General features: G+C 60.5%; 24 protein-coding genes, 2 tRNA genes and 1 pseudogene. 9 read left to right on the forward strand and 18 right to left on the reverse strand.

All coding sequences use genetic code 11. The annotated features are described in order from the left end of the window. Positions 1-77: 77 nt before the first annotated feature. A complete protein-coding gene (locus KGA98_RS06635) occupies positions 78-1,187 on the forward strand; it encodes a DUF2817 domain-containing protein (protein ID WP_223501891.1) in 1,110 nt (369 codons plus the stop codon). A gap of 98 nt (positions 1,188-1,285) precedes the next feature. Here the strand turns inward: KGA98_RS06635 and KGA98_RS06640 are convergent. The 6 genes from KGA98_RS06640 to KGA98_RS06665 all read right to left on the reverse strand — a co-directional run bounded on the left by KGA98_RS06640 (position 1,286) and on the right by KGA98_RS06665 (position 6,899). Further along, positions 1,286-1,362: transfer RNA gene (locus KGA98_RS06640), tRNA-Met, on the reverse strand. Between the two features lie 87 nt (positions 1,363-1,449). Beyond that, a complete protein-coding gene (locus KGA98_RS06645; protein ID WP_223501892.1) occupies positions 1,450-2,904 on the reverse strand; it encodes an amidase in 1,455 nt (484 codons plus the stop codon). Positions 2,905-2,964: 60 nt separating this feature from the next. Next, the gene (locus KGA98_RS06650; RefSeq protein ID WP_223501893.1) at positions 2,965-4,011 is read right to left on the reverse strand and encodes an extracellular solute-binding protein; all 1,047 of its coding nucleotides are present in this window, start codon (positions 4,009-4,011) and stop codon (positions 2,965-2,967) included. Between the two features lie 27 nt (positions 4,012-4,038). After that, a complete protein-coding gene (locus KGA98_RS06655; RefSeq protein ID WP_223501894.1) occupies positions 4,039-4,845 on the reverse strand; it encodes an ABC transporter permease in 807 nt (268 codons plus the stop codon). After that, positions 4,845-5,765, reverse strand: coding sequence for an ABC transporter permease (locus KGA98_RS06660; RefSeq protein ID WP_007981819.1), 921 nt, complete (start codon positions 5,763-5,765; stop codon positions 4,845-4,847). The genes KGA98_RS06655 and KGA98_RS06660 overlap by 1 nt, the downstream gene beginning before the upstream one ends. Positions 5,766-5,780: 15 nt before the next feature. Further along, positions 5,781-6,899: an ABC transporter ATP-binding protein gene (locus KGA98_RS06665; RefSeq protein ID WP_223501895.1), complete on the reverse strand. Its 1,119-nt coding sequence runs from the start codon at positions 6,897-6,899 to the stop codon at positions 5,781-5,783. Between the two features lie 228 nt (positions 6,900-7,127). Here KGA98_RS06665 and KGA98_RS06670 point away from each other — a divergent pair, with 228 nt between their 5' ends. Continuing rightward, entirely contained in the window at positions 7,128-8,033 is a 906-nt protein-coding gene (locus KGA98_RS06670; RefSeq protein ID WP_057713310.1) for a LysR substrate-binding domain-containing protein, read from the forward strand. A 15-nt stretch (positions 8,034-8,048) separates the two neighbouring features. Here the strand turns inward: KGA98_RS06670 and KGA98_RS06675 are convergent, their stop codons facing one another. Beyond that, on the reverse strand, positions 8,049-10,106 hold the full coding sequence (locus KGA98_RS06675) for a methyl-accepting chemotaxis protein (RefSeq protein ID WP_223501896.1): 2,058 nt from the start codon (positions 10,104-10,106) through the stop codon (positions 8,049-8,051). A 333-nt stretch (positions 10,107-10,439) separates the two neighbouring features. On the opposite strand from KGA98_RS06675, the gene KGA98_RS06680 reads away from it, so the two are divergent. Further along, entirely contained in the window at positions 10,440-11,657 is a 1,218-nt protein-coding gene (locus tag KGA98_RS06680; protein ID WP_154860521.1) for an MFS transporter, read from the forward strand. 186 nt (positions 11,658-11,843) lie between these two features. Here the strand turns inward: KGA98_RS06680 and ychF are convergent, their stop codons facing one another. The 8 genes from ychF to KGA98_RS06720 form a co-directional block, all read right to left on the reverse strand. Then, complete coding sequence (gene ychF, locus KGA98_RS06685; RefSeq protein WP_223501897.1) at positions 11,844-12,944, reverse strand: redox-regulated ATPase YchF; 1,101 nt, start codon at positions 12,942-12,944, stop codon at positions 11,844-11,846. 22 nt (positions 12,945-12,966) lie between these two features. After that, a complete protein-coding gene (gene pth / locus KGA98_RS06690) occupies positions 12,967-13,551 on the reverse strand; it encodes an aminoacyl-tRNA hydrolase (protein WP_007973893.1) in 585 nt (194 codons plus the stop codon). A 169-nt stretch (positions 13,552-13,720) separates the two neighbouring features. After that, positions 13,721-14,320, reverse strand: coding sequence for a 50S ribosomal protein L25/general stress protein Ctc (locus tag KGA98_RS06695; protein WP_007973891.1), 600 nt, complete (start codon positions 14,318-14,320; stop codon positions 13,721-13,723). 142 nt (positions 14,321-14,462) lie between these two features. Beyond that, positions 14,463-15,404, reverse strand: a complete 942-nt coding sequence (locus tag KGA98_RS06700) for a ribose-phosphate pyrophosphokinase (RefSeq protein WP_003171603.1) — start codon at positions 15,402-15,404, stop codon at positions 14,463-14,465. 46 nt (positions 15,405-15,450) lie between these two features. Beyond that, positions 15,451-15,525: transfer RNA gene (locus tag KGA98_RS06705), tRNA-Gln, on the reverse strand. Between the two features lie 36 nt (positions 15,526-15,561). After that, complete coding sequence (gene ispE / locus KGA98_RS06710; protein ID WP_057713314.1) at positions 15,562-16,413, reverse strand: 4-(cytidine 5'-diphospho)-2-C-methyl-D-erythritol kinase; 852 nt, start codon at positions 16,411-16,413, stop codon at positions 15,562-15,564. A gap of 1 nt (position 16,414) precedes the next feature. Continuing rightward, entirely contained in the window at positions 16,415-17,032 is a 618-nt protein-coding gene (lolB, locus tag KGA98_RS06715; protein ID WP_154909525.1) for a lipoprotein insertase outer membrane protein LolB, read from the reverse strand. A gap of 4 nt (positions 17,033-17,036) precedes the next feature. Continuing rightward, complete coding sequence (locus KGA98_RS06720) at positions 17,037-18,761, reverse strand: tetratricopeptide repeat protein (RefSeq protein WP_154860519.1); 1,725 nt, start codon at positions 18,759-18,761, stop codon at positions 17,037-17,039. 235 nt (positions 18,762-18,996) lie between these two features. Between KGA98_RS06720 and hemA the strand changes: the two genes are divergently transcribed. The 6 genes from hemA (at position 18,997) to KGA98_RS06750 (ending at position 24,370) form a co-directional block, all read left to right on the forward strand. Next, on the forward strand, positions 18,997-20,286 hold the full coding sequence (hemA, locus tag KGA98_RS06725) for a glutamyl-tRNA reductase (protein ID WP_057713317.1): 1,290 nt from the start codon (positions 18,997-18,999) through the stop codon (positions 20,284-20,286). Then, positions 20,283-21,365 (forward strand): peptide chain release factor 1, encoded by a 1,083-nt coding sequence (gene prfA, locus KGA98_RS06730; protein WP_007981853.1) that lies wholly within the window; start codon positions 20,283-20,285, stop codon positions 21,363-21,365. Before hemA ends, prfA begins: the two co-directional genes overlap by 4 nt. Continuing rightward, positions 21,366-22,196, forward strand: coding sequence for a peptide chain release factor N(5)-glutamine methyltransferase (prmC, locus tag KGA98_RS06735; protein WP_223501898.1), 831 nt, complete (start codon positions 21,366-21,368; stop codon positions 22,194-22,196). It begins immediately after the preceding gene. Then, entirely contained in the window at positions 22,190-22,945 is a 756-nt protein-coding gene (locus tag KGA98_RS06740; protein ID WP_223501899.1) for a molybdopterin-synthase adenylyltransferase MoeB, read from the forward strand. The genes prmC and KGA98_RS06740 overlap by 7 nt, the downstream gene beginning before the upstream one ends. After that, positions 22,938-23,729: a glutamate racemase gene (murI, locus tag KGA98_RS06745; RefSeq protein ID WP_223501900.1), complete on the forward strand. Its 792-nt coding sequence runs from the start codon at positions 22,938-22,940 to the stop codon at positions 23,727-23,729. Before KGA98_RS06740 ends, murI begins: the two co-directional genes overlap by 8 nt. A gap of 122 nt (positions 23,730-23,851) precedes the next feature. After that, positions 23,852-24,370 carry an acyloxyacyl hydrolase gene (locus KGA98_RS06750; RefSeq protein WP_057713321.1) on the forward strand — a complete coding sequence of 173 codons (519 nt, stop codon included), beginning with the start codon at positions 23,852-23,854 and terminating at the stop codon, positions 24,368-24,370. Between the two features lie 132 nt (positions 24,371-24,502). Here KGA98_RS06750 and KGA98_RS06755 read toward each other — a convergent pair whose 3' ends face one another. The 3 genes and pseudogenes from KGA98_RS06755 to KGA98_RS06765 form a co-directional block, all read right to left on the reverse strand. Then, a complete protein-coding gene (locus KGA98_RS06755) occupies positions 24,503-24,808 on the reverse strand; it encodes a YkgJ family cysteine cluster protein (protein WP_007981864.1) in 306 nt (101 codons plus the stop codon). Between the two features lie 99 nt (positions 24,809-24,907). Then, the gene (locus KGA98_RS06760) at positions 24,908-25,690 is read right to left on the reverse strand and encodes an SDR family NAD(P)-dependent oxidoreductase (RefSeq protein ID WP_223501901.1); all 783 of its coding nucleotides are present in this window, start codon (positions 25,688-25,690) and stop codon (positions 24,908-24,910) included. Further along, positions 25,687-25,786, reverse strand: a pseudogene (locus KGA98_RS06765) (nuclear transport factor 2 family protein); the annotation flags it as partial. The gene KGA98_RS06760 and the pseudogene KGA98_RS06765, both read right to left, overlap by 4 nt. Positions 25,787-25,788 lie beyond the last annotated feature (2 nt).

The following is a 25,788-nucleotide window of genomic DNA, read 5'->3' on the forward strand; positions in this document are numbered from 1 at the left end:
TTTGTCCTTCATCAAAAGCGGGATTTTCTGTAGGGTCGTTGCCAACAGGCAGGCCGGAAAATCAACAAGAGGCAGACATGCAAACCGAGTTCCCCACCCAGTCCAGCTATCGCACCCAGCGTGAACAGTTCCTGGCCGCCGCGACCACGGCAGGCGCAACGCTGACGGAGTATCCACACCCGCTCAAGGGGCCGTTTGGTGAGTCCCTGGGCACGGATGTGGCGGTTTTGGGTGATCCGGGCGCCAAGCGCCTGTTGATCGCGCTGAGCGGCACCCACGGAGTCGAAGGCTTCTACGGCTCGGGCTGCCAGATCAAATGGTTGCAGGAGTTGGGCAAGCGCTCCCTGCCAGCGGATGTCGCCGTGGTCATGATCCATGCCATCAACCCTTGGGGCATGGCGTGGTTGCGCCGGGTCAACGAAGACAACATCGACCTGAACCGCAATCACCTGGATTTCCAGCGACCGCTGCCAGACAACCAGGCCTATAACGCCCTGCATGAAATCTATGCCTGCCCACAGTTGCAAGGTCCGGAGCGTGATCGTGCCGATGCCTTGCTCGACGAGCAGATTCGCCTGCACGGCTGGCCGGCAGTCATGTCGATTGTCGAGGGCGGTCAGCATGCTCACCCCGACGGTCTGTTTTTCGGCGGGCTGGCGCCGAGCTGGTCGAACCGCACGTTGCACAAGATCGTGCAAATGCACGTAGCCCATGCCGAGGTCGCCATGTGTTTCGACTTGCACACGGGCGCTGGCGAATACGGTCATCCGATGTTGTTGACCATCACCGAGTCCGCCTATCCGGCGCTGGCGGATGCGCAGGCGATTTATGGCCCGTGGCTCTACAGCCTGCAGACCGGTGCCGACACCCTGAGCGAAACCGGCGTGGCGGCAACGGCCACCGGCTACACCTCGCAGGCATTGATCGATGCGCTGCCGCAGGTACGGCTGATGCCGTTTGTCATCGAGTGTGGGACTTACCCGGGGCCGGACGTTCACCGGCATCTGCGCGATGATCACTGGCTGCATCTGCACGGCAATCCGAGTGACGCAGCAGGACGCGAGATCAAGCTGAATCTGCTGGAGCAGTTCTATCCGGCGGATAGCGATTGGCAGGCGATGGTCTGGTTGCGCACGTGGCAGATCTGGGAGCGGGCGTTGTCGGCATTGCCGACCATTGGCGTCTGATCGATGCGCGCATGCGGTTGAGGATTTCCTGCAACCGCAGCGTATTTTTTCAAGGCATAAAAAAACGGCTTACCTTGCGGTAAGCCGTTTTTAGTACTTGGTGGCTACACAGGGACTTGAACCCCGGACCCCAGCATTATGAATGCTATGCTCTAACCAACTGAGCTATGTAGCCAAGTGGCGCGCATTATTCACCGGTAACGGGGATGCGTCAAGCATAAATCTAAAATATTTCTCTGCGCTTTCAACCGTTTATCAAAATCTATCCTCTGAGCAGCGGTGAAGGGCAGCGCTGGAACCAGCGGCTGGCCTGTTCGTAGGCGTGTGCCAGTTGCAGGACAGCGAAGTCGGCCTGGTGTCTGCCGATGATTTGCAGGCCCATGGGCAGGCCGCTGGCGTTGAAGCCGACCTGTACGTTGGCTACCGGGCAGCCAGACAAGGTGCCGGGAATCACCACCTCCATCCAGCGGTGATAGGTGTCCATGGTCACGCCTTCGATGGTGGTGGGCCACGGTTGGGTTTTATCGAAGGGGAACACCTGGGCGCTGGGCAGCAGCAGGTAGTCGTATTTTTCGAACAACCTGGAGATCGCCCGATACCAGTCGCTGCGCGTCACCGAGGCGGCAAACACGTCGCTGGCCGAGAGTTTCAGGCCGTTTTCCACTTCCCAGCAGGCTTCCGGTTTCAACAGCGCACGTTTTTGCGGGTCGGCATAGGTCGCGCCCAACGAGCCGGCGACCATCCAGTGGCGCAATGTCCGCCAACTGCTCCACAGCTTCTCTGGCGCGAATTCGCACTGGACGGGCTCGATGTGGCAACCCAGGCTTTCGAAATCGGCAAAGGCCTTTTCGCACAGCGAGAGGATGCCTTTTTCCATCGGCAGGTAGCCGTTGAAGTCGCCGAGCCAGCCCAGACGCGTGCCTTTGAAGTCCCGATCCAGCGGTGCCGCAAAGGCGCTGCCGGGCTCGGCAATCGACAGCGGCGCCCGTGCATCGGCCCCGGCCTGCACTGACAGCAGCAACGCCGCATCGCGCACGCTGCGAGCCATGGGGCCTTCGTAGCCGAGTTGGTCGATAAACAGATCGGCACTGTCATCGAAGGGCACGCGGCCCTGGGACGGACGGAACCCGAAGATATTGTTGAAGGCGGCCGGGTTGCGCAGCGAGCCCATCATGTCGCTGCCGTCGGCCACCGGCACCAGGTGCATCGCCAGCGCCGCCGCCGCACCGCCGCTGCTGCCGCCAGCGGTCTTGCTCGGGTCGTAGGCGCAACCGGTCGCGCCGAACAGCGGGTTATAGCTTTGCGAACCGAGGCCGAATTCCGGGGTATTGCTCTTGCCGATGATGATCGCGCCCGCCGCTTTGATTCGCTCGACCATGATGCCGTCGCGCTCGGGGATGAAGTCCTTGTACAGCGGCGAACCCAGCGTGGTGCGGATGCCACGGGTCAGGGACAAGTCCTTGATGGCGTGGGGCAGGCCGTGCATCCAGCCACGGTATTGACCTTTCGCCAGTTCGGCGTCGCGGATATCGGCCTGGGCCAGCAGGTCTTGCGGCGCTTGCAGGCTCACCAGTGCATTGATCTTCGGATTGAAGCGTTCGATATGGGCAAGATAAGTCTGCATCACTTCCCGGCAGGAAACCTGGCGCAGGCGGATGCGTTCGGCGAGCTCGTGGGCCTGCAACAGGACCAGTTCGCTGATGTTATTAGAGTTCATTGCAAGCGGCCTTTCAGACGGCTGGAAAAACGCCCCGCCATTGCGTCGGGGCGGTAGAGGTCAACGCATCAGGTTGGTCCAGAGACGGTCGGCCAGGCGGATCGCGCCTTCGCCGCAGGTCTTGCTGAACACCACCTGGGTGCCTTCGGGAATGTGCAGTTCCGGGGCATCCTTGAGGCCCGCGTCGAGGAACGGCTCCACACCCTTGATCGGACTCTGGTGCTTGAGGAAGTTCTGGGTCATCGCCGCGTTTTCAGGCTGGCTGAGGAACGCGATGAAGGCCTTGGCGTTTGCCGGGTTCTTGCTGCCGGTCGGGATGACCATGTTGTCGACCCAGGCCAGCACACCTTCTTTCGGGTACAGGTATTTCAGGCTCGGTTTCATCTCCCGGGCGCGCATCGACGAGCCGCCCCAGAAGGTCGACATGTCGATTTCACCGGAGGCGAGGTTTTCGCGGATCGAACCGGCCTTGGAACTGTAGGTTTTGACGAAGGGTTTCTGCGCCTTGAGCAGGGTCAGAATCTGTTGCATCTGCTTCGGGTCTTCGCTGCACAGTGGAATGTTCAGGTACAGGCTGGCCATGTCCACCACGTCGCTGACCGAGTCGAACATGTTGATTCGTCCCTGCAGCTCGGCCGGTGGCTCGTAAAGCACCTTGAGGCTGTCGGCAGGCCCCTTGTAGCGCTCGGTGTTGAGCACCACGCTGGTGGTGCCCCAGATGAACGGCACGGAATAGGCACCTTCCGGGTCCCAGGTGGGTTTTTTCAGGTTGTCGACGACGCTGGCGTAGTAGGGCTGGTTGACCGGGTCGAAGCGCTCCAGCAGTTTTTCCTTGATCAGGATCGGCACGAACTGGTGCGAGGGGATCGCCACGTCATAACCGGCACCGCCCTGTTTCAATTTGGCCAGCAGGGTTTCGTTGGAGTCGTAGGAGTCGACGGTGACTTCGATGCCGGTCTGCTTCTGGAACTTGGCGAGAATCTCCGGCGAAAAGTAGCCGCTCCAGCTCACCACGTTGAGTTTTTCCGCGGCCTGAACGCTGCCGACCATGGTCAGCGGTAAAGTCAGGAAAAACGAAGTGCCGATGCTTTTAATCCACTTGCTCATGCTATTTCCCCACAGTGCGTAGAAGGTTCAGGTTTTCTTTTTGCCCAGCAGATAAGAGAGCGTGACGAACAGCACCGAGACGCCCAGGATCAGGGTCGAGACAGCGTTGACGTCCGGTGTCACACCCATGCGCAACAGGCCGAAGATGAAGATCGGCAAGGTGGTGGTGCCGGCCTGGGAGACCATCATCGAGATCACGAAGTTATCCAGCGACACGATGAAGGCCAGCATCAGCCCGGAGAAAATCCCCGGCATCAGCAGCGGCAACGTGACCTTGCGAAAGGTCCGCCACGGGCCGGCATAGAGGTCGGCCGAGGCCTGTTCCAGGGACAGGTCCATGTCGTTCAGGCGTGCCCGTATCGGCAGAAAGGCGAACGGGATACAGAACACCGTGTGCGCGATGATCAGGTTGCCGTAGCCCAGGGACAGACCGATGGTGGAGAACAGCGCGAGGGTGGCGACGCCGACCACGATTTCCGGCAGCACCAGGGGCAACATGATCGCGCCCATGGACAATTGCAGACCCTTGAACTTCGCACCCCGTGAGGTGCCGAGGGCGGCGAGGGTGGCGATGGCCGTGGCGACCATGCTGGCGCAGACCGCAATCAACAGACTGTTGCCAGCCGCCTGGCGCAGGGCCTGGTTGGCGAATGCGGCGCGATACCAGTCGAAGCTGAATCCGGTCCACACCGTGGCCGACTGATTGGCGTTGAACGAGAACGCCACCAGCACCACGATCGGCGCGTAGAGGTACAGGTAGAACAGGAAACTGAATCCGCCGAAGCCGGGGAAGTCCTGCACCCCCAGCGTGTTGCGTTTGAACAGGCCGATCATTACGCACCTCCTTTGGCGATGCGCTGGCGCTCGGCACGCAAGGCATAAACCGTCAGTACCAACATCACCGCCGCCATCAGCACCAGCGACAGGGCCGCACCGAAAGGCCAGTTACGCGCATCGCTGAACTGGCGGAAGATCAGGTTGCCGAGCATCATTCGCGTGCCGCCACCGAGCAGTTCCGGGGCGATCATCGCGCCCAGGCAAGGCACGAAGGTGAGGATGGCGCCGGCGAGAATTCCCGGTTTGGCAATCGGCAACACCACCTTGCGCAAGGTTCGAACGCGTCCGGCGTAGAGGTCTTGAGCGGCTTCGAGCAGGCGGATGTCCATTTTTTCCAGGGTGGCGTAGATCGGCAGCACGACGAAGGGCGCATAGGTATAAACCAGCCCCAGCAGCACCGCGCCGTCGGTGTAGAGCAGTTGCAGCGGCTGGTCGATGACCCCGAGGCCCATCAGGCTGTTGTTGATCACCCCGGTGTTGCGCAGCAGCAGAATCCAGGCGTAGGTGCGGATCAACAGGTTGGCCCAGAACGGCACGGTGATCAGGAAGATCAGCAAGCCACGGCGATGGGCCGGTTGCATGGCCAGCCATACCGCCACCGGAAAACCGATCAACAGGGTGATGAGCGTGGTCAGCCCGGCGATGCCGATGGAGCGCAGGGCAATGATCAGGTAGGAGTCGGCGAAGGCCAGGCTGTCGTCCAGTTGCCGCTCGAACAGCAGGGAGGTGTAGGCGTCACTGCTGAATACTTTGTTCACCCCGCCATAGGGGTTGGCCTCCATCAGCGAGTAACCGATGACGATCAGGATCGGCACGATCAGAAACAGGCCGATGGCGATCAGCGCGGGGCTGACACCGAGAAAGCTCTGGAAGGCCCGCCGACGTTCCAGTGTGTTGGCAATCGGTAAAGCGTGCATGGCAATTCCTCGTGCTCAATCGTGCAGGACGCTGGCGCTGCCCTGGTCGAACAACAGACCGGCCTGACTGCCGACGGCGAAGCGTTTGCTCTGGTCGACGCAGTTGGGGGTGCGCACGGTGAGGCGTGAACCGTCGCTCAGGCTGACCTGGTATTGCAGGTCGGTGCCGAGGTAGATCTGCGCTTCGATCCGGCACGGCAGAGCGTTCTCAGTGGTCGCTGGCACCAGATGCAAACGCTCGGGGCGCACGGACAATGTGACGTTGGCACCGACTCGCACATCGCTGCATGGCTGTGCAGGCAATGGATGACCGGCCGGACCGGCGAACCAGGCCAGGCCGTCTGCAACGCGGGTGACCGTACCTTCGATGAAGTTGGTTTCACCGATGAAGTCCGCCACGAAGCGATTGCGCGGGCGTTCGTAGATGTCTTCCGGACGACCGACCTGCTGCACCTCGCCTTCGGACAACACGGCGATGCGGTCGGACATGGTCAGGGCTTCTTCCTGGTCGTGGGTGACGAAGATGAAGGTGATGCCGGTGCGCGCCTGAATGGTTTTCAACTCTTCGCGCATGGCCTGGCGCAGCTTGAGGTCCAACGCCGAAAGCGGTTCGTCGAGCAGCAAGACCTTGGGATGCGGCGCCAATGCACGAGCGAGGGCGACACGCTGTTGCTGACCGCCAGACAGTTGCGCCGGCTTGCGGTTGGCAAAGCGCTCCATCTGCACCAGGGCGAGCATCTCGCGCACCCGTTCGGCCAATTGCGTTTTGTTCAGGACTTTGCCCATCGGGTGGGACTCAAGGCCGAAGGCCAGGTTCTCGGCGATGGTCATGTGCGGGAACAGTGCGTAATGCTGGAACACCGTGTTGACCGGGCGCTGGAAGGGCGGGCGGTCGGCGATGTTTTCGCCGTAGAGCAGAATTTCGCCTTCGGTAGGGAATTCGAACCCGGCGATCATCCGCAGGAGCGTGGTTTTGCCGCAGCCCGAAGGGCCGAGAAGGGTGAAGAACTCGTTGTCGCGAATGTCCAGGTCGATGCTTTTGAGCGCCACCGGGCCAGTCTTTGGATCACCGTAGACTTTGCGCACTGAGCGGATGGACACCGCCAGCGTTTGCAGCGAATGCAGGGCATTCATGCGTTACCTCCGATTCCCCCATCGCCTGCGCACGTGCTGAAAACAGCTGTGTCGTCGGGCCATGGATATTATTTTTCTGGGCAGGATCGAGATTGCGTTCGGGTGTTGTAACCAGCTGTTTTGTTGTTCTGCTGTGGATCGATTATCAGCGAGGGGTTGCGGGGGCGAAACTTCAATTTTAACATAGGGGCTGTTAAAAAATTTAACAGCAGAAGGCGCCCGGAAACCATGCCTGACCACCGTTTGCCGCCGCTCAACGCGGTGCGTGCCTTTGATGCCGCGGCCCGGTTGGGCAGCTATGTCGAAGCCTCCAAGGCCCTGCACGTGACCCAGCCGGCCATCGGCCGCCATGTGAAGTTGCTGGAAGACTGGCTGGGCATCCAACTGTTCGAGCGCACCTCTCGCGGGGTCAACCTGACGACGGCGGGGGAGAAGTACCACCGCAAGATCACCGCCGCCTTGCAGCTGATCATCGAAGCGGGAAAAGAGGCGCAGCCAAAACACGCCGAACGCTGGCTGCGCATCATGGTGGTGCCGGGGTTTGCCAAGCGCTGGCTGATGCCGCGCATCGAGGCCATGCGTCATCTGCGCCCGGGCTTGAAGTTCGCCATCGAACCCAACTCCACCTTCACCGAAGTGGATGGCAAAAGCGCTGACCTGGGCATTGTCTACGGGTTGGACGGCCAATATGCGCACTCGCGCACCAGCCTGATTTGTCCTCGGGTGTTTCCGATCTGTTCCCCCGACTATCTGGCCAGCGTTGAGCCCATCGACAGCCCCGCGGACCTGGTGAAACACAACCTGATCCATGTGGATGACGGCGAGTGGTGGAACCTGTGGTTCGCCGCCAACGACCTCGACATGCACCTCAATTCGGACATGCTCTACGTCAACAATGACCACGCATTGTCGGTGGCCGAGAGCGGGCAGGGCATCGCGCTGGCCAACGAAGTGCTGGTGCGCGACGAACTCCATAGCGGCAAGCTGGTGCGGGTGGTGGATGCGCAAGTGAAGCTTGAAAGCTATCGGGTGCTGACGCCGTCCGCCGAGCTCTCGGCGGACGCGGCGTGGTTTATCGACTGGCTCAAGAGCGAACTGGAGCAGGACTTCCCGGAGGCGGTGATCCGCGCCTGAGAAGTCCTGGCCGATTCAACTCAAGCGGAAGCGCCCGGTGTTGTCGCTTAAGGCTTTGCTGCCGTGGCTCAGGGTGTCCGCGGCCTGGTTCACCGCGCGGGCCCCTTCGAGCAAGCGCACCGCCGCTTGATCGACCTGCTGGATATTGCCGCTGACCTCGTCGGCGGTACTGGCCTGTTCCTCCACCGCCGTGGCGATTTGCGCCAGGGTATCGGTGACGCTCTGCACCGCACTGGCGATTTCCCCGAGCCGTTCACCGAGGCCGGTGACCGCTTGCGCATCGCTCTCTGCCTGACTGCACGCGGCTTGCATCAGGCTGACGGCCTCATTCACGGTGTTGCGCAGGCTGTCGACCGTGCCGGCGATCTGTGCGGTCGACGATTGCGTGCGTTGGGACAGGCTGCGCACTTCATCGGCCACCACCGCGAAGCCACGCCCTTGCTCGCCCGCCCGAGCCGCCTCGATGGCGGCGTTGAGTGCCAGCAGGTTGGTCTGCTCGGCGACGCCGCGAATGGTGTCGACCACCAGTTGAATCTGCTGCCCTTGTTCACTGACCCGGCCCAGCGCCGCAGCGGTCTCGTTCAGACGTTGATTGAGCTGCTGGATACTCGCGGTGGTGCGCTGGCTGTCACGGCTGCTGTCGGCGGCAATGCGCCGGGTGTGCTGGGCGCTGCCGGACGCCTGTTCGCAGCTGTGGGCCACCCCTTGTGAGGTGGCGGCCAGTTGCGTCGCCGCAGCGGCAATCTGGCTGATCTGCAACTGCTGGGCTTCGACTTCGCCCAGGGCGTCGCTGGAATGATGGTTGAGGGTTTGCACCGCGTTGCTCAGTTGCAGGGTTTCGTGATCCACCCCTTGCAGGCTGGTGCGCAGTTGCACCACGGCGACGTTCAGCGCGGTGCTGATGACCGCCAGTTCGTCCCGGCCTTGAACCGGCACTTGCAGGCTCAGATTGCCATCGCGCAGGGCCTCGGCCAGTACCGTGATGCCGCTGGCGCTGCGGCGGATCGAGGCCTGCAAACAGATGAACAGATACAGCGCGGCCAACAGCAGGCAGCCCAACACGGCGGCCACAACAACGAACTGTCGGATCGCCGAGTCGTGGTAGTAATCCAGGCGTTGATCCAGCGACACCAGCGACTGCTGACGCAACGAGGCGAGGTCAGAGAGCAGGGCATCGAGACTGCGTTCGAAGTCCTCCGGCTTGAGGTTGATGCTGCCGCCGAACACGCCGTCATCCAGCACCTTCAGGCCTGCATCCAGGCGCTTGAGGCTGTCGTGGTATTGCCCGGCCCAGGTTTGCAGGGCACTGGGCAAGCGCGCTTCGAGCAGGCCAGCGGTTTTCACCAGCTGCTCTCGCGCATCGCCGGTGCGGCTGCGCAAGTCGCGCAGTTGCAGGCGGCTTTGCAGGGTGAACTGTCCGGACACCACCGAGGCCTGGCCCACAGCAGCCAGACGGCCGACCCGTTCGATCAGGTCTGGTGCGTGCTGGGTGGAGATCTGCGTCAGCAAATAAGTCTCCAGCCACGGTGCCAGTGTCAGGCGATTGTCCATGGCGATCTGCTCGCGCAAGGCTTGCAGGGTGCTCAAGGCGTTGGTGAAGCGATCGTAGCCATCGGGCCACCAACCGACAGCACTCAGGCTTTTTGAGTCGAGGCCATCGAGGGCGGTTTGCAGGGCCTGATAACGCGACAGGGTTTCGCCCTTGGCGCTTTCTTTTTGCAGGGCATTGCCCAATTCGGCAGTGGCCTGGCTGACGGCGGGCTGAACCCCATCGAAGGCGGCCATCGCGGCGAGGGTGGCCGGCGTTGGCTGGCGATTGGTTTCCGTGGCGCGCCACCTGGCGGCGCGATCACGCTGGGCGGCGAGCAGGTCATCCAGCGCATCGAGGGCAAGCAGTTGCCGCACCCCGGCGCGTTCGCCGGAGATCAGGCTGAGTTTGTCGCGATAGTCCTGGCCGATCATCCACAGGCTGCCGGCCAGCGGCAGGATAAACAGCAGAAACAACAGCTGGAATTTACGTGCGAAGCCAAAACGCCCCAGCAGCCCGATCCCCGGTGATAAAAAAGCCTGCATGCCCCATGACTCCTCTGGACACCACGCACTATTGGCGTGCGACGGAGGTTATCGCACCCCCGACTCGTGCCCTCTAAAAAGGCCTCGAAAGTTCACCCTTGTCCGCTCTGTAGGCCGACTCTGTAGCGAAACTTCCCATTGTCGGTCTCCTTTGTAAGGAGGCCGCGTTCAAGCAGACAAGGAAGGCAAGATTCAGACCATGGCTTTGCGCCATCAAGGATGTGGTGATGAAAAACGAGGTCGTTAGCAGGCTAAGGGGATGGCGTTGCCTCACCGAAAAATGGCACATTGGCGCACCTGCACGTATGTACTTCCTGTTGTCTGGAAATTCCCATGGCTATCAGCAACGCCCAGACCGGCTCAGTGCCGGCGTCCGCTACGCCCCAAAGCAGTCCCCTGGTGATGCGCATCATCGGCGCCGTAGCGCTGGCGCACTTGATCAACGACCTGATCCAGTCGGTGCTGCCGTCGATCTATCCGATGCTCAAGGCCAACTATGGGCTGACCTTCACCCAGGTCGGCCTGATCACCCTGACGTTTCAGCTGACGGCCTCGTTGCTACAGCCGTGGGTCGGCTACTACACCGATCGCCATCCCAAACCGTGGTTGTTGCCGGCGGGTACGGTCTGCACCTTGATCGGGATTCTGATGATGTCGGTGGTCGGCAGCTTCCCGCTAATCCTGTTGGCGGCGGGGCTGATCGGCATCGGTTCATCGACCTTCCACCCGGAAGCGTCCCGCGTGGCGCGCCTGGCTTCGGGCGGACGCTTCGGGCTGGCGCAATCGACCTTCCAGGTCGGCGGTAACGCAGGCTCGGCGTTCGGCCCGTTGCTGGCGGCGGCGATCATCATTCCCTACGGTCAAGGGCAGGTGGCCTGGTTCGGCCTGTTCGCGGTGTTTGCGCTGTTCGTGCTCTACCGGATCAGCCGCTGGTACGCCAACCATTTGAACCTGTTCAAGCTCAAGCAGGGCCAGGCGGCGACTCACGGCCTGTCCAAGGGCCGAGTGACCAGTGCGCTGGTGGTGCTCGGGTTACTGGTGTTCTCCAAGTATTTCTACATGTCGAGCCTCACCAGCTACTTCACCTTTTATCTGATCGAGAAGTTCGACCTGTCGGTGGCCAGCTCGCAGCTGCACCTGTTCCTGTTTCTCGGAGCGGTCGCGGCGGGGACGTTCTTTGGCGGGCCGATCGGTGACAGGATCGGGCGCAAGGCGGTGATCTGGTTCTCGATCCTCGGCGTTGCACCCTTCACATTGTTGCTGCCCCATGTCGACCTGTTCTGGACCAGCATCCTCAGCGTGGTCATCGGCTTCATCCTCGCCTCGGCGTTCTCGGCCATCGTGGTGTACGCCCAGGAACTGGTGCCGGGTAATGTCGGGATGATCGCCGGGATATTCTTCGGTTTGATGTTTGGCTTCGGCGGGATTGGCGCGGCGTTGCTGGGCCATCTGGCGGATATTCACGGCATCGAGTACGTGTACTACCTGTGTTCGTTCCTGCCGCTGTTCGGGGTGTTGGCAATCTTCCTGCCGCGAACCAAAAAGGCCTGATCCAATACAAATCCCCCCTGTGGGAGCGGGCTTGCTCGCGAAGAGGGAGTGTCAGTCGGTATAACTCTAACTGACACACCGCCTTCGCGAGCAAGCCCGCTCCCACAATGGTTCGGTGGTGTTGCCGGCAATATTCCAGGCAAAAAAAGCCGCGTATCAAACGCGGCTTTTTCTTGGGCGTATGGCTTACACGTTGAAACGGAAGTGCATCACGTCGCCGTCTTTAACGATGTAATCCTTGCCTTCCAGACGCCATTTACCGGCTTCCTTGGTACCGGCTTCGCCCTTGTACTGGATGAAGTCGTTGTAGGCGATCACTTCGGCGCGGATGAAGCCTTTTTCGAAGTCGGTGTGGATCACGCCAGCGGCTTGTGGTGCGGTGGCACCGACGCGGACGGTCCAGGCGCGGACTTCTTCGACACCGGCGGTGAAGTAGGTCTGCAGGTGCAGCATTTCGTAGCCGGCGCGGATCACGCGGTTCAGGCCAGGCTCTTCGAGGCCCAGGGCTTCGAGGAACATGTCTTTTTCTTCGCCGTCATCGAGCTCGGCGATTTCCGCTTCGATCTTGTTGCACACCGGAACAACCACGGCGCCTTCTTCTTCGGCGATGGCGCGTACAACGTCCAGGTGCGGGTTGTTCTCGAAACCGTCTTCAGCGACGTTGGCGATGTACATGACCGGCTTGGTGGTCAGCAGGTGGAAGCCCTTGATCACCGCTTTCTCGTCGGTGCCCATGTTCTTCATCAGGCTGCGCGCCGGCTTGCCTTCGGTGAAGTGAGCGATCAGTTGCTCCAGCAGGCCTTTCTGGACCACTGCGTCCTTGTCACCGCCCTTGGCGTTGCGCGCGACTTTCTGCAGTTGCTTCTCGCAGCTGTCGAGGTCGGCGAAGATCAGTTCCAGTTCGATGATTTCGATGTCGCGTTTCGGGTCGACGCTATTGGAGACGTGAATCACGTTCTCGTCTTCGAAGCAGCGGACCACGTGGGCGATGGCATCGGTTTCACGAATGTTGGCCAAAAACTTGTTGCCCAGGCCTTCACCTTTCGACGCGCCGGCAACCAGGCCCGCGATGTCGACGAATTCCATGGTGGTCGGCAGGATGCGCTTTGGATTGACGATGGCAGCCAGGGCTTCCAGGCGCGGATCCGGCATCGGCACGATACCGCTGTTAGGCTCGATGGTGCAGAAGGGGAAGTTCTCGGCCGCGATCCCGGATTTGGTCAGGGCGTTGAACAGGGTGGACTTGCCGACGTTAGGCAGGCCGACGATGCCGCAATTGAATCCCATGGTGTTTCCCCTCGGATAAGAGTCAGGCCTTCTGGCTGTGCAGGTTTTTCATCGCGCGGTTCCATTCCCCGGCGAGGATATCCGGCAGCACGCCGAGGGCAAAGTCGATGCTGGCATCGAGTTTTTCCTGTTCGGCGCGTGGCGCACGACCCAGGACGAAATTTGAAACCATACTGGCGACGCCCGGATGACCGATGCCAAGCCGCAGGCGGTGGAAAGTGTTCTGATTGCCCAGTTGCGCAATGATGTCGCGCAACCCGTTGTGACCGCCATGGCCGCCGCCCACTTTGAGTTTGGCGACGCCGGGTGGCAGGTCGAGTTCGTCGTGTGCCACGAGGATTTCTTCAGGCTTGATGCGAAAGAAACCTGCAAGGGCCGCCACGGCCTGGCCGCTGCGGTTCATGTACGTGGTGGGAATCAGCAGACGAACATCCTGACCCTGATGCGAATAGCGCCCGGTCAGGCCGAAATATTTGCGGTCCGCCACAAGGTTTACGCCTTGTGCGTTCGCGATGCGCTCAACAAAAAGGGCCCCTGCGTTATGCCGGGTCTGTTCGTATTCAGCGCCTGGATTTCCCAGGCCAACGATCAGTTTGATGGCAGTCACGATAGGGGCCCTTCCTTGGAGTGGTGGATAACATCGCCGCAATCAGGGATAGCGGCGAAAGTGGACGAAAATTGCTCATTTACCATGATGTAAACTCCGCGTTCTCGCCCGCTTTCTCGCTATGCTCTAGTCCGCGATGTTTCCGGTCACTCCGGCGTACAGAGTAAAATTACTCTGCAGCGCCTTCTGCAGCTTCTGGAGCAACACGTGGAGCGTGGACGTTGGCAACAGCCTTGTCATCACCGTGTGCCAGGGCCACGAACTCAACGCCTTTAGGAGCCTTGAGGTCCGACAGGTGAATGATCGAACCGATTTCAGCGTTAGCCAGGTCGACTTCGATGAACTCAGGCAGATCTTTCGGCAGGCAGGAAACTTCGATCTCGGCAACAACGTGCGAGATTTCGCCGCCTTTCTTGGTCGGTGCTTCTTCGTTGATGAAGTGCACTGGAACGATAGCGGTCAGTTTCTGGCCGGCGACTACGCGTACGAAGTCAGCGTGCATCACGTGGCCTTTGGCCGGGTGACGCTGCAGGGCTTTGATCACGACGTTCTGCTTGGTGCCACCAACGTTCAGCTCGATGATGTGGCTGTAAGCCGCTTCGTTTTCGAGCAGTTTGGCAACTTCTTTGGCCAGCATGCTGATGGATTCAGGGGCTTTGTCGCCACCGTAAACTACAGCTGGAACCAGGCTTGCGAGACGACGCAGGCGGCGGCTCGCACCTTTCCCCAGGTCGGAACGCACTTCAGCATTCAGAGTAAAATCGTTCATGTTGTATCTCCAAAATAACCACACTCGCCCCAGCGTTTGCGACCAGCGCTAAAGGCGATATGGGCAAAAAAGCCCCGCCCCGACAGGAATGCCGGGGCGGGGCGCTTTTCGTCAACGAGACATTTCGAGAAGGGCAGGACCCTTAGCGGAACATCGCGCTGATCGATTCTTCATTGCTGATGCGGCGGACCGCCTCGGCAACTACCGGTGCGATATCCAGTTGGCGGATACGCGCACAGGCTTGTGCTGCAGCGGACAGAGGAATGGTGTTAGTCACCACCAACTCGTCCAGCACGGAATTTTCGATGTTTTCGATCGCCCGACCCGACAGCACAGGGTGCGTGCAGTAGGCGAAAACCTTGGCAGCGCCATGCTCTTTCAAGGCCTTGGCCGCGTGGCACAGGGTGCCGGCGGTATCGACCATGTCATCGACCAGAATACAGGTACGCCCTTCGACATCACCGATGATATGCATCACTTCAGAGTGATTGGCTTTCTCACGGCGTTTGTCGATGATCCCGAGATCCACGCCCAGGGATTTGGCAACGGCACGTGCACGCACGACGCCGCCAATGTCCGGGGACACGATCATCAGGTTTTCGAAGCGCTGATCTTCGATGTCATCCACCAGAACCGGGGAGCCGTAGATGTTATCTACCGGAATATCGAAGAAACCCTGGATTTGGTCAGCATGCAGATCAACCGTGAGAACACGGTCGATGCCGACTACGGTAAGCATGTCAGCCACGACTTTCGCGCTGATAGCCACACGTGCGGAACGCGGACGGCGATCCTGACGGGCATAACCAAAGTAAGGAATAACAGCAGTGATACGAGTAGCCGAGGAGCGGCGGAAGGCATCAGCCATCACTACCAGTTCCATCAGGTTATCGTTGGTCGGAGCGCAAGTCGGCTGAATAATGAAGACGTCTTTACCGCGAACGTTTTCATTGATCTCGGCTGTAATTTCGCCGTCGGAGAATTTACCGACAGAGATGTCACCGAGAGGGATATGCAGCTGACGTACGACACGCCGAGCCAGATCGGGGTTAGCGTTCCCCGTAAAGACCATCATCTTGGACACGCGCAGTACCTGAAGGCTGAGGGTAACCTGGATGAGTATAGGAAAATGGCAGGGGCGGCTGGATTCGAACCAACGCATGGCAGGATCAAAACCTGCTGCCTTACCGCTTGGCGACGCCCCTGTATCTGTTGCAACGATTACCCAGTAATCGGTTCCTTTAGAGCAGACTTTGCAGCTTGCGATGCAACATCGAAACGTTGCTTCCTTTTGCTACAAATCCTGTAAGGGTCTCTGTCAGAAGGGCCGAGACTTTATCAGCTTCAGCTTTGCTTGGGAAGCCCCCAAACACACAACTTCCAGTTCCGGTGAGTTTTGCTTCGGTAAATTTACCTAACAAATTCAAAGCGTTACGTACCTCTGGATAACGCCTTGTTACCACCGGCAAGCAGTCATTTCGACTGTTTCCCTTGGGAACGGGGCGCACTTTAATGGGAGGAGTGTTACGTGTCAACAACGGATCTGAAAAAATTTCTGCCGTACTAACAGAGACTTGCGGCACCAGCACCAGATACCACGGTTCTTCCGGGTCGACAGGGGTCAGTTTCTCCCCCACGCCCTCGGCGAAAGCCGCGTGGCCACGTACGAAAACCGGGACGTCGGCGCCCAGCGTCAACCCCAGCCCGGCCAGGCGATCTTCATCCCAGCCCAATTGCCACAGATGATTCAAGCCCAGCAATGTTGTTGCGGCATTCGAGCTGCCGCCACCGATGCCGCCGCCCATGGGCAGGATCTTGTCGATCCAGATATCGACGCCCAGCGAGCAAGCGGATTGCTCCTGCAGTTTTCTGGCGGCCTTGACGATCAGGTTGCTGTCGTGGGGAACACCTTCGAACTCAGTGTGCAGATGAATGACACCGTCATCGCGCAGGGCGTAGGTGATTTCGTCGCCGTAATCGAGAAACTGAAACATCGTCTGCAGTTCGTGGTAGCCGTCTTCGCGGCGACCCAGGATGTGCAGCATCAAATTGAGTTTGGCTGGCGAGGGCAGCGTCAGGCGATTGGCCGGCATGTCACGACCCCAGTTTGCGCGGTTGCCAGATCTTGATCACCAGCGTGACATCAAGGTCGGTGCCGCTGAGCTTGATGCGCTCGGGTAGCCAGAAACCGTTTTGCTGGGTGTAGGCGGTGTAGTCGACCTTCCAGCCATCCTGTTCAAGGCTCGCCAGGCGGCTGTCGCCGTCCAGGGTCAGGCGACTTTTGCTGTCGGGAGCCGGGAGCCCGCGCACCCACCAGGCCAGGTTGGACACCGGCAGCTTCCAGCCAAGCTGTTCTTCGAGCAGCACTTCCGGATTCGGCGCGTCGTAACGTCCCTGGTTGGCGACTTCCAGCGACACCTTGCCCGGGCGTCCGGTCAGGCGAGCCGCGCCGCGGCCCAGTGGTCCCGACAGGCGAATGTCGTAGTAATCCTGGCGCTGCAACCAGAACAGCGTGCCGCTGCCCGAGTCTTTCGGGGCACGGATGCCGATCTTGCCGTCGATCTGCCAGCCATCGAGGCCGGTCAGTTGCTGTTTGTGCTCACGCCATTGGGCGGCGTTGCCACGGCCCTCGACCGACTCACGGGGACCCAGGCCCGCGCAACCGGCGAGCAGGGCGATAAAGCTGAAAACGATGAAATGGCGCAAAAACATAATTTTAAAGAGTCTCTGATCCGGTCAGGCGTTTGATGGTGCCGCGCAGGGTCGGGCTGTCAGGCTGTTCCTTGAGGAACTTGCCCCAGACTTGTTTCGCTTCACGCTGTTTGCCGTTGGCCCACAGGACTTCACCCAGGTGAGCGGCGACTTCCTGATCGGGGAAGCGATCCAGGGCCTGGCGCAGCAGGCGCTCGGCTTCGTCAAGATTGCCCAGGCGGTAATTCACCCAGCCAAGGCTGTCGAGTACCGCCGGGTCTTCCGGACTGATCTGGTGTGCCTGTTCGATCAGGGCCTTGGCCTCGGCGTAGCGCGTGGTGCGGTCGGACAGGGTGTAGCCCAGGGCATTCAACGCCATGGCATTGTCCGGGTCGCGCTTGATGATCGTACGCAGGTCTTTTTCCATCTGCGCCAGGTCATTGCGTTTTTCCGCCTGCATGGCGCGGGTGTAGAGCAGGTTCAGGTCGTCCGGGTATTTCTGCAAGGCCTGTTGCAGAGCATTCCAGGCCTTGTCGCCCTGATTGTTGGCGGACAGGGTTTCGACTTCGATCAGGTACAACTGGATGGCGTAATCCGGCTGCTCATCGCGTTCTGCCGCCAGCTTGCGTTGCGCTTCGGCGGTCTTGCCGTTGTTGATCAGGATGTCGGCCTGACGCAATTGCGCCGGCAGGAAGTCGTTGCCCGGGCCAACCTTGGCGTATTCGATCAGCGCGCCTTGCGGGTCGTTTTGTTCTTCGGCGATGCGGCCGAGGTTCAGGTGCGCCGAGTCGACATGGCTTTCCCGGGCGATCAGGTCTTCAAGATGACCCTTGGCCTCATTCCAGTCCTTGGCTTCCAGGCACACCAGCGCCAGGGAGTAACGCAGTTCGTCGTCATCCGGGTATTGCTGGACCAGGCTCGAGAACTCGGCCTTGGCGTCGTCCATGCGGTCCTGTTCAACCAGCATCCGCGCGTAAGTCAGGCGCAGGCGCTTGTCGTCCGGGTATTTCTTGATGCTTTTCTGCAGCAGCGGCAGGGCTTCGTCACCGCGATTCAAGGTTTGCAGCAGGCGTGCGCGCAGCAGGATCGGCGCAATTTCGCCGTCCTCCGGCGGATTGTCTTCCAGCAGCTTCAGCGCGCCCTTGGCGTCGCCATCCTGTTGCATCAGCAAGGCCTTGCCGAAAATCAGCTGGCCGTTGTCCGGATGACGCTGCAACAAACGATCGAAGCTTTTCATCAAGCCGTTGCGGGTGTCCTGGTCAGTGTCGGCCGCGGACAGCGCAAGGAAGTCGAAATGGGTGTCGCCTTTGCCTTGCAGGACTTTCTCCATATAGACCATGGAGTCGTCATAACGCCCGGCGCGTGCCAGTTGCACGGCGGCGGCGCGTTGCGCTTCGAGGTCGTCGGGGGCGTTCCTGGCCCAGATCAGCGCAGTATCCAGGGCTGCCTGGTCGGCGCCCAGATATTCGGCGATACGAAATGCCCGCTCGGAGATGCCCGGATCCTGGGTGTTGATGGCCTGGGTCACATAGTTGTCCAGGGCAATGTCAAAACGATTGCGCTGGCCGGCCAGTTCGGCGCTCAACAGGCTGAAGATGGTTTCCTCGCTGAATGGGCTGTAGACCTTGGGCTTTTCAGGGGCCGGGGTGCTGTCTTCAACCGGCGGCGCACCGTCCGACGAAACGGGTGCCAAGGCCTGGCAGCCGCTGAGGAAGACAAGAGCGAGGAGCAACGCGGAGGATCTATTCATATAGGAAGAGGACGACTAACCTGCGGTCGGATCATCATGACACAAGCTTTCGAGCAAACATAACCGGCCCGGCAATTTACCTGCCAGCCCGATCCGCGTCGCCCTGATGCTTGTGTAAACGAGAACTGCTCGCAACCCGCGGCGGCGCCTGAAGGGGCGATAGATATCGAGTAGTTGTTCTGATTCCGTCGAAGTAGGACAATTGCCGGCTTCACGTCACCATCAGCGACTTTGAATGGCCTTCCTTGCACTCGGTATTAACCACAAGACTGCTTCAGTAGACGTCCGCGAGCGCGTGGCTTTTACCCCTGAGCAGCTGGTTGAGGCCTTGCAGCAGCTCTGCCGACTCACCGACAGCCGCGAAGCTGCGATCCTCTCCACCTGCAATCGCAGTGAACTCTATATAGAACAGGATCACCTGTCGGCGGACGTCGTGCTGCGCTGGCTGGCCGAATATCATCATTTGAGCTACGACGAGCTGCGCGAAAGCGCCTATGTGCATGAAGATGATGCGGCAGTTCGTCACATGATGCGGGTGGCTTCCGGGCTCGACTCGCTGGTGTTGGGCGAACCGCAGATTCTTGGCCAGATGAAATCGGCCTATGCCGTGGCCCGCGAGGCCGGCACCATCGGGCCGTTGCTCGGTAGGCTGTTCCAGGCCACGTTCAATGCGGCCAAGCAGGTGCGCACCGACACGGCCATCGGCGAGAACCCGGTGTCGGTAGCGTTTGCCGCGGTAAGCCTGGCCAAGCAGATTTTCAGCGACCTGCAACGCAGCCAGGCCTTGTTGATCGGCGCCGGCGAGACCATCACCCTGGTCGCCCGCCATCTGCATGACCTGGGTGTAAAGCGCATCGTGGTCGCCAACCGCACCCTGGAGCGCGCGAGCATCCTGGCCGAACAGTTCGGTGCCCATGCGGTGCTGCTGTCGGATATTCCGGCAGAGCTGGTGCGCAGCGATATCGTCATCAGTTCCACCGCCAGCCAGTTGCCGATTCTGGGCAAGGGTGCGGTGGAAAGCGCCTTGAAACTGCGCAAGCACAAACCGATCTTCATGGTGGATATCGCTGTTCCCCGCGACATCGAGCCAGAAGTCGGCGAACTGGACGACGTTTACCTCTATAGCGTCGACGACCTCCACGAAGTGGTTGCCGAGAACCTCAAGAGCCGCCAGGGCGCAGCCCAGGCCGCCGAAGAGATGGTCTCGATCGGTGCCGAAGACTTCATGATCCGCCTGCGCGAATTGGCGGCGGTGGACGTGCTCAAGGCCTATCGTCAACAGAGCGAACGCCTGCGCGATGAAGAATTGCAAAAGGCCCAGCGCATGCTGGCCAACGGCACCAGTGCCGAAGAGGTGCTGGTGCAACTGGCCCGCGGGCTGACCAACAAACTGTTGCACGCACCGAGCGTGCAGTTGAAAAAGCTCTCTGCCGAAGGTCGCCTGGATGCGCTGGCGATGGCCCAGGAACTCTTTGCCCTCGGTGAGGGCTCATCGGATAGCTTTTCGGATAAAAAACCGCAATGAAAGCGTCACTGCTCAATAAGCTGGATATCCTCCAGGACCGTTTCGAGGAATTGACCGCCCTGTTGGGCGATGGCGAGGTCATTTCCGATCAGAACAAGTTCCGCACCTATTCCAAGGAGTACGCGGAAGTTGAACCGATCGTGGGCGCCTATAAAGAACTGCTGAAAGTGCAGGACGACCTCGAAGGCGCCCAGGCACTGCTCAAGGACAGCGACCCGGACATGCGGGAAATGGCCGTGGAAGAAGTCCGCGAGGCCAAGGAACGCCTGGTCACGCTCGAAGCCGACCTGCAGCGCATGCTGCTGCCCAAGGACCCGAACGACGGCCGCAACGTGTTCCTCGAGATCCGTGCCGGTACCGGTGGTGACGAAGCGGCGATTTTCTCCGGCGACCTGTTCCGCATGTATTCGCGTTACGCCGAGCGTCGTGGCTGGCGGGTGGAGATCCTTTCGGAGAATGAGGGTGAACACGGCGGCTATAAAGAGGTGATTGCCCGGGTCGAGGGCGACAACGTCTACGGCAAGCTGAAGTTCGAATCCGGCGCGCACCGCGTGCAGCGGGTTCCGGCGACCGAATCCCAAGGCCGCATTCACACGTCGGCCTGCACCGTGGCGGTATTGCCCGAGCCGGACGAACAGGAAGCCATCGAGATCAACCCGGCCGATCTGCGCATCGATACCTATCGCTCCTCCGGCGCCGGTGGACAGCACGTCAACAAGACCGACTCGGCGATCCGTATCACGCACTTGCCATCCGGTATTGTGGTCGAGTGCCAGGAAGAACGTTCACAGCACAAGAACCGCGCCCGGGCGATGTCCTGGTTGTCGGCCAAGCTGAACGATCAGCAGACCTCCGCCGCGGCCAACGCCATCGCCAGCGAGCGCAAGTTGCTGGTCGGTTCCGGCGACCGCTCAGAGCGTATCCGCACCTATAATTTTGCCCAGGGCCGGGTCACCGATCATCGGGTCAACCTGACCTTGTATTCCCTCGACGAGATCCTCGCCGGCGGCGTCGAGGCGGTGATCGAGCCGTTGCTGGCCGAGTACCAGGCCGATCAACTGGCAGCGATAGGTGAGTAAATGACGATCATTGCCAGTTTGTTGCGCGCCGCCGATTTGCCCGACTCGCCGACGGCGCGTCTGGATGCCGAACTGCTGCTGGCGGCGGCCTTGGGCAAGTCCCGCAGTTTCCTGCATACCTGGCCGGAGCGCATCGTGCCGAGCGAAGCGGCGCTGACGTTCGCCGAGTATTTGCAGCGTCGCCGCAGCGGCGAGCCGGTGGCCTATATCCTCGGCCAGCAGGGTTTCTGGAAGCTGGACCTGGAAGTGGCACCGCACACGCTGATCCCGCGCCCCGACACCGAACTGCTGGTGGAAGCCGCGCTGGAACTGTTGCCGGCCACACCGGCCAAGGTACTCGACCTTGGCACGGGCAGCGGCGCGATTGCCCTGGCCCTGGCCAGCGAGCGTCCGGCCTGGAGCGTCACTGCCGTGGATCGTGTCCTGGAAGCCGTGGCCCTGGCCGAACGCAATCGCCAGCGCCTGCACCTGGACAACGCCACCGTGCTGAACAGCCATTGGTTCAGCGCCCTGGAAGGTCAGCGTTTTCAACTGATCATCAGCAATCCGCCCTACATCGCAGCGGCCGATCCGCATCTGGTCGAGGGCGATGTGCGCTTTGAACCGGCCAGCGCCCTGGTGGCGGGTGTCGACGGGCTCGACGATCTGCGCTTGATCGTTGCCCAGGCACCGGACCATCTGGACGCCGGCGGTTGGCTGATGCTCGAACACGGCTATGATCAGGCCGAGGCGGTTCGCGATTTGCTGCTGACCCGGGGTTTTGAAGAAGTCCACAGCCGCACCGATCTGGGCGGTCATCAACGCATCAGTCTGGGGCGCCTGCCGTGCTGAATGATCAGGAATTGTTGCGCTACAGCCGGCAGATTCTGCTGCAACACATCGATATCGACGGCCAGTTGCGGCTCAAGGAAAGCCGCGTATTGATCGTCGGTCTTGGCGGCCTTGGCGCGCCAGTGGCGCTGTATCTGGCGGCCGCCGGCGTTGGTGAGTTGCACCTGGCGGACTTCGATACGGTCGACCTGACCAACCTGCAACGCCAGATCATTCACGACACCGACAGCGTCGGCATGACCAAGGTCGATTCGGCAATCAAGCGCCTGACGGCGATCAACCCCGAGATTCAACTGATCGCCCATCGTGCGGCGCTGGACGAAGACTCCCTGGCCGCCGTAGTGGCCAGGGTGGATCTGGTCCTCGATTGTTCTGACAATTTTTCCACCCGTGAAGCGGTCAACGCCGCTTGCGTGGCGGCCGGCAAACCGCTGGTCAGCGGCGCGGCGATTCGCCTCGAAGGGCAGCTGTCGGTGTTCGATCCGCGTCGACCGGAGAGTCCGTGCTACCACTGTTTATACGGGCACGGCAGCGAAGCCGAATTGACCTGTAGCGAGGCCGGCGTGGTCGGTCCGCTGGTGGGGCTGGTCGGCAGTCTGCAAGCGCTTGAAGCGTTGAAGTTGCTGGCCGGATTCGGCGAGCCGCTGGTGGGGCGCCTGTTGTTGATCGATGCCTTGGGCACGCGCTTCCGTGAACTGCGGGTCAAGCGCGATCCGGGCTGCAGCGTCTGTGGGTCGAAACATGCGTGAAGCGCCGATCGGCGTTTTCGACTCCGGTGTCGGTGGGCTCTCGGTACTGGCCGAGATCCAGCGTTTGCTGCCCAATGAGTCGCTGTTGTACGTCGCCGACTGCGGGAATGTTCCCTACGGCGAAAAATCCCCGGAATTTATCCAGCAACGTTGCAGCGTGATGGCCGACTTCTTTCGGCAACAGGGCGCCAAGGCTTTGGTGCTGGCGTGCAACACGGCGACGGTTGCCGGGGTCGCCGACCTGCGTCGCGACTATCCGGAATGGCCCATCGTTGGCATGGAGCCGGCAGTCAAGCCGGCCGCCGCCGCAACCCGTTCCGGCGTGGTAGGGGTGCTGGCCACCACAGGCACTTTGCAGAGCGCCAAGTTCGCCGCGTTGCTCGACCGCTTCGCCACGGATGTGAAAGTGATCACCCAGCCCTGTCCAGGGCTTGTGGAGCTGATTGAAAACGGCGACCTGCGCAGCCCCGAGTTGCGCCAGCTGTTGGCCGGGTATGTCGAGCCACTGCTGGCTGCCGGCGCGGACACTCTGATTCTCGGCTGTACCCATTACCCCTTTCTCAAGCCGATGCTGCGGCAGATGATCCCCGAGGACATCAGCCTGATCGACACCGGCGCCGCCGTCGCGCGACAACTTCAGCGTCTGCTGGCCGAAGGCGAGCTGCTCGCCCAGGGACCTTCCCGTGAGGCACAGTTCTGGACCAGCGCCGATCCGCTTCATTTCAGAAATATCTTGCCGATACTGTGGAATACCTCTGGTGTTGTGCGAAGCTTCAACAGGTAGATGGCTGTCCGGGGGGATACGAAGAGTCGGGGTAAACTTCTGATAAATCGCTGACTTCTATAGTTTTGCAGGGCTTGGTAACAAAAAAACCATACGAAATCGTTCGGAAAAGGAAGTTTCAAGTGAAGCGACTATTCTGCTTGGCCGCGATTGCGACCGCACTTTTGGGGCACACTTTTACCGCGCAGGCGGCAGGTGTGGAATTTGCCGTGGGGCAAACCGGCGAGTCGACCATGACCTATCGATTGGGGATGCAATTCGATTGGGACCAGAGCTGGTGGCAGAGCGACGTTGGTCGTCTGACCGGTTACTGGGACGGCGCCTATACCTATTGGGAAGGTGACGAGAAATCCAGTAACCACAGCCTGTCGTTCTCACCCGTGCTTGTTTATGAATTTGCCGGCCAGAACGTCAAACCCTACATCGAGTTTGGGATTGGCGTGGCGGCGTTTGCCAGCACCGAAGTCGAAAGCAACGATCTGGGCAGCGCCTTTCAGTTCGAAGACCGCTTTGGTTTCGGTTTGCGCTTTGCCGGCGGACATGAAGTCGGGGTTCGTGCGACGCACTATTCCAACGCCGGGATCACCACTCCGAACGATGGTGTAGAAAGTTACGCATTGCATTACACGATGCCGTTGTAAGACAGCAACGCTGTACTAAATGTGGGAGCGGGCTTGCTCACGAAAGCAGTGGATCAGTCGACACTGTAATCGACTGACCTGACGCTTTCGCGAGCAAGCCCGCTCCCACATTGGTATTGGGACAACTTCAAACTAGCGATACGCCGTTGAAATCCCCTGGCGTTCGTCGATGCACTCCGGAGCGCCCATCTCGAACTCCCGGCAGATCAGCGGGCGTTTTTCGTAGATCGTGCACATCATCGTATTGCGATCCAGCGCGGCACACCAACCGTCATCCAGGCGCAACATCACTTCCCCGCCCCAGTCATCGGTATCGATGAAGCGTTCAGGCACACCCGTATCTGTGATCAGCATGACTTCGAGCTGGCAGCAGCAGGCTGCGCAGGTCGAGCAGGTGACCGCGGGTTCCGCGATTTGCGTATGGGGGATGGTTTTCATGGCGCGCAGTGTAAGGCAGTCACCGGGTACTGTGTGAAAGGTCTGACGGACGCTCAAATATCGGAGCGTCCGAGACACCGCCGCCATTGATGACGACTGTCAGGGTTGATCCTTGATCGGCGGCTGGCTGCGCACCATGCGTTTGCCGATCTCCAGTTTTACTTGGTCCGGCCGCTTGGAGAGTGGCCAGAGGGCGGCCATGAACGCTGCCGGGAAAGCGATTTCCAACGGGCGGTCCTTGAGTTTTTCGAAGATGTGCCGCGCGGCTTTCTCCACCGGCCAGCTCAAGGCCATGGGCGAGTCGTTTTTTGCCGTCAGCGGCGTATCGACGAACCCGGGGCTGATTACCGTGAGTTCTATGCCTTCCGGGGCCAGGTCGATGCGCAGGGATTCGAACAGGTAACGTAGCCCGGCCTTCGAGGTGCCGTAGGCTTCTGCCTTGGGCAGCGGCAGGTAGGTCACCGTACTGGCCATGGCCACCATATGCGGTGCGGTGCCGGCACGCAGCAATGGCAGGGCGGCGTCGATGCAATAGCTGCTGGCCAACAGGTTAGTGCGCACCACATGCTCGACAATCGACGCATCGAACTGCTTGGCATCCACGTACTCGCAGGTGCCGGCGTTCAGTATCACGGTGTCCAGCGAGCCCCAGTCCTGGGCAATCTGCTCGCCGATCTCGCGTACGGTCTGGCTGTTGGTCAGGTCTCCGGGAACCACCAGCACTTGCCCCGGATAACGTAGCGACAAGTCTTTCAGGGGGGCCACGTTGCGCGAACTGACGGCCAGGTGCGCACCGGTTTTCAGGATTTCTTCGGCCAGGGCGGCACCGATGCCGCTGCTTGCACCGGTCAGCCAGTATCGTCGTGCGAGTGTCCGACTCATCCCAATCTCCTTTTCAGCCAGGCGATTGCCCGGCCCAATACGGGTAAATGTTCATAAAGCAAAGCCCCCGGCATCGAAGTAATCCCGGTGGCGGTAAT

It is taken from the genome of Pseudomonas sp. BF-R-24, assembly GCF_019947335.1.
Classification (GTDB): Bacteria; Pseudomonadota; Gammaproteobacteria; order Pseudomonadales; family Pseudomonadaceae; genus Aquipseudomonas; species Aquipseudomonas jessenii.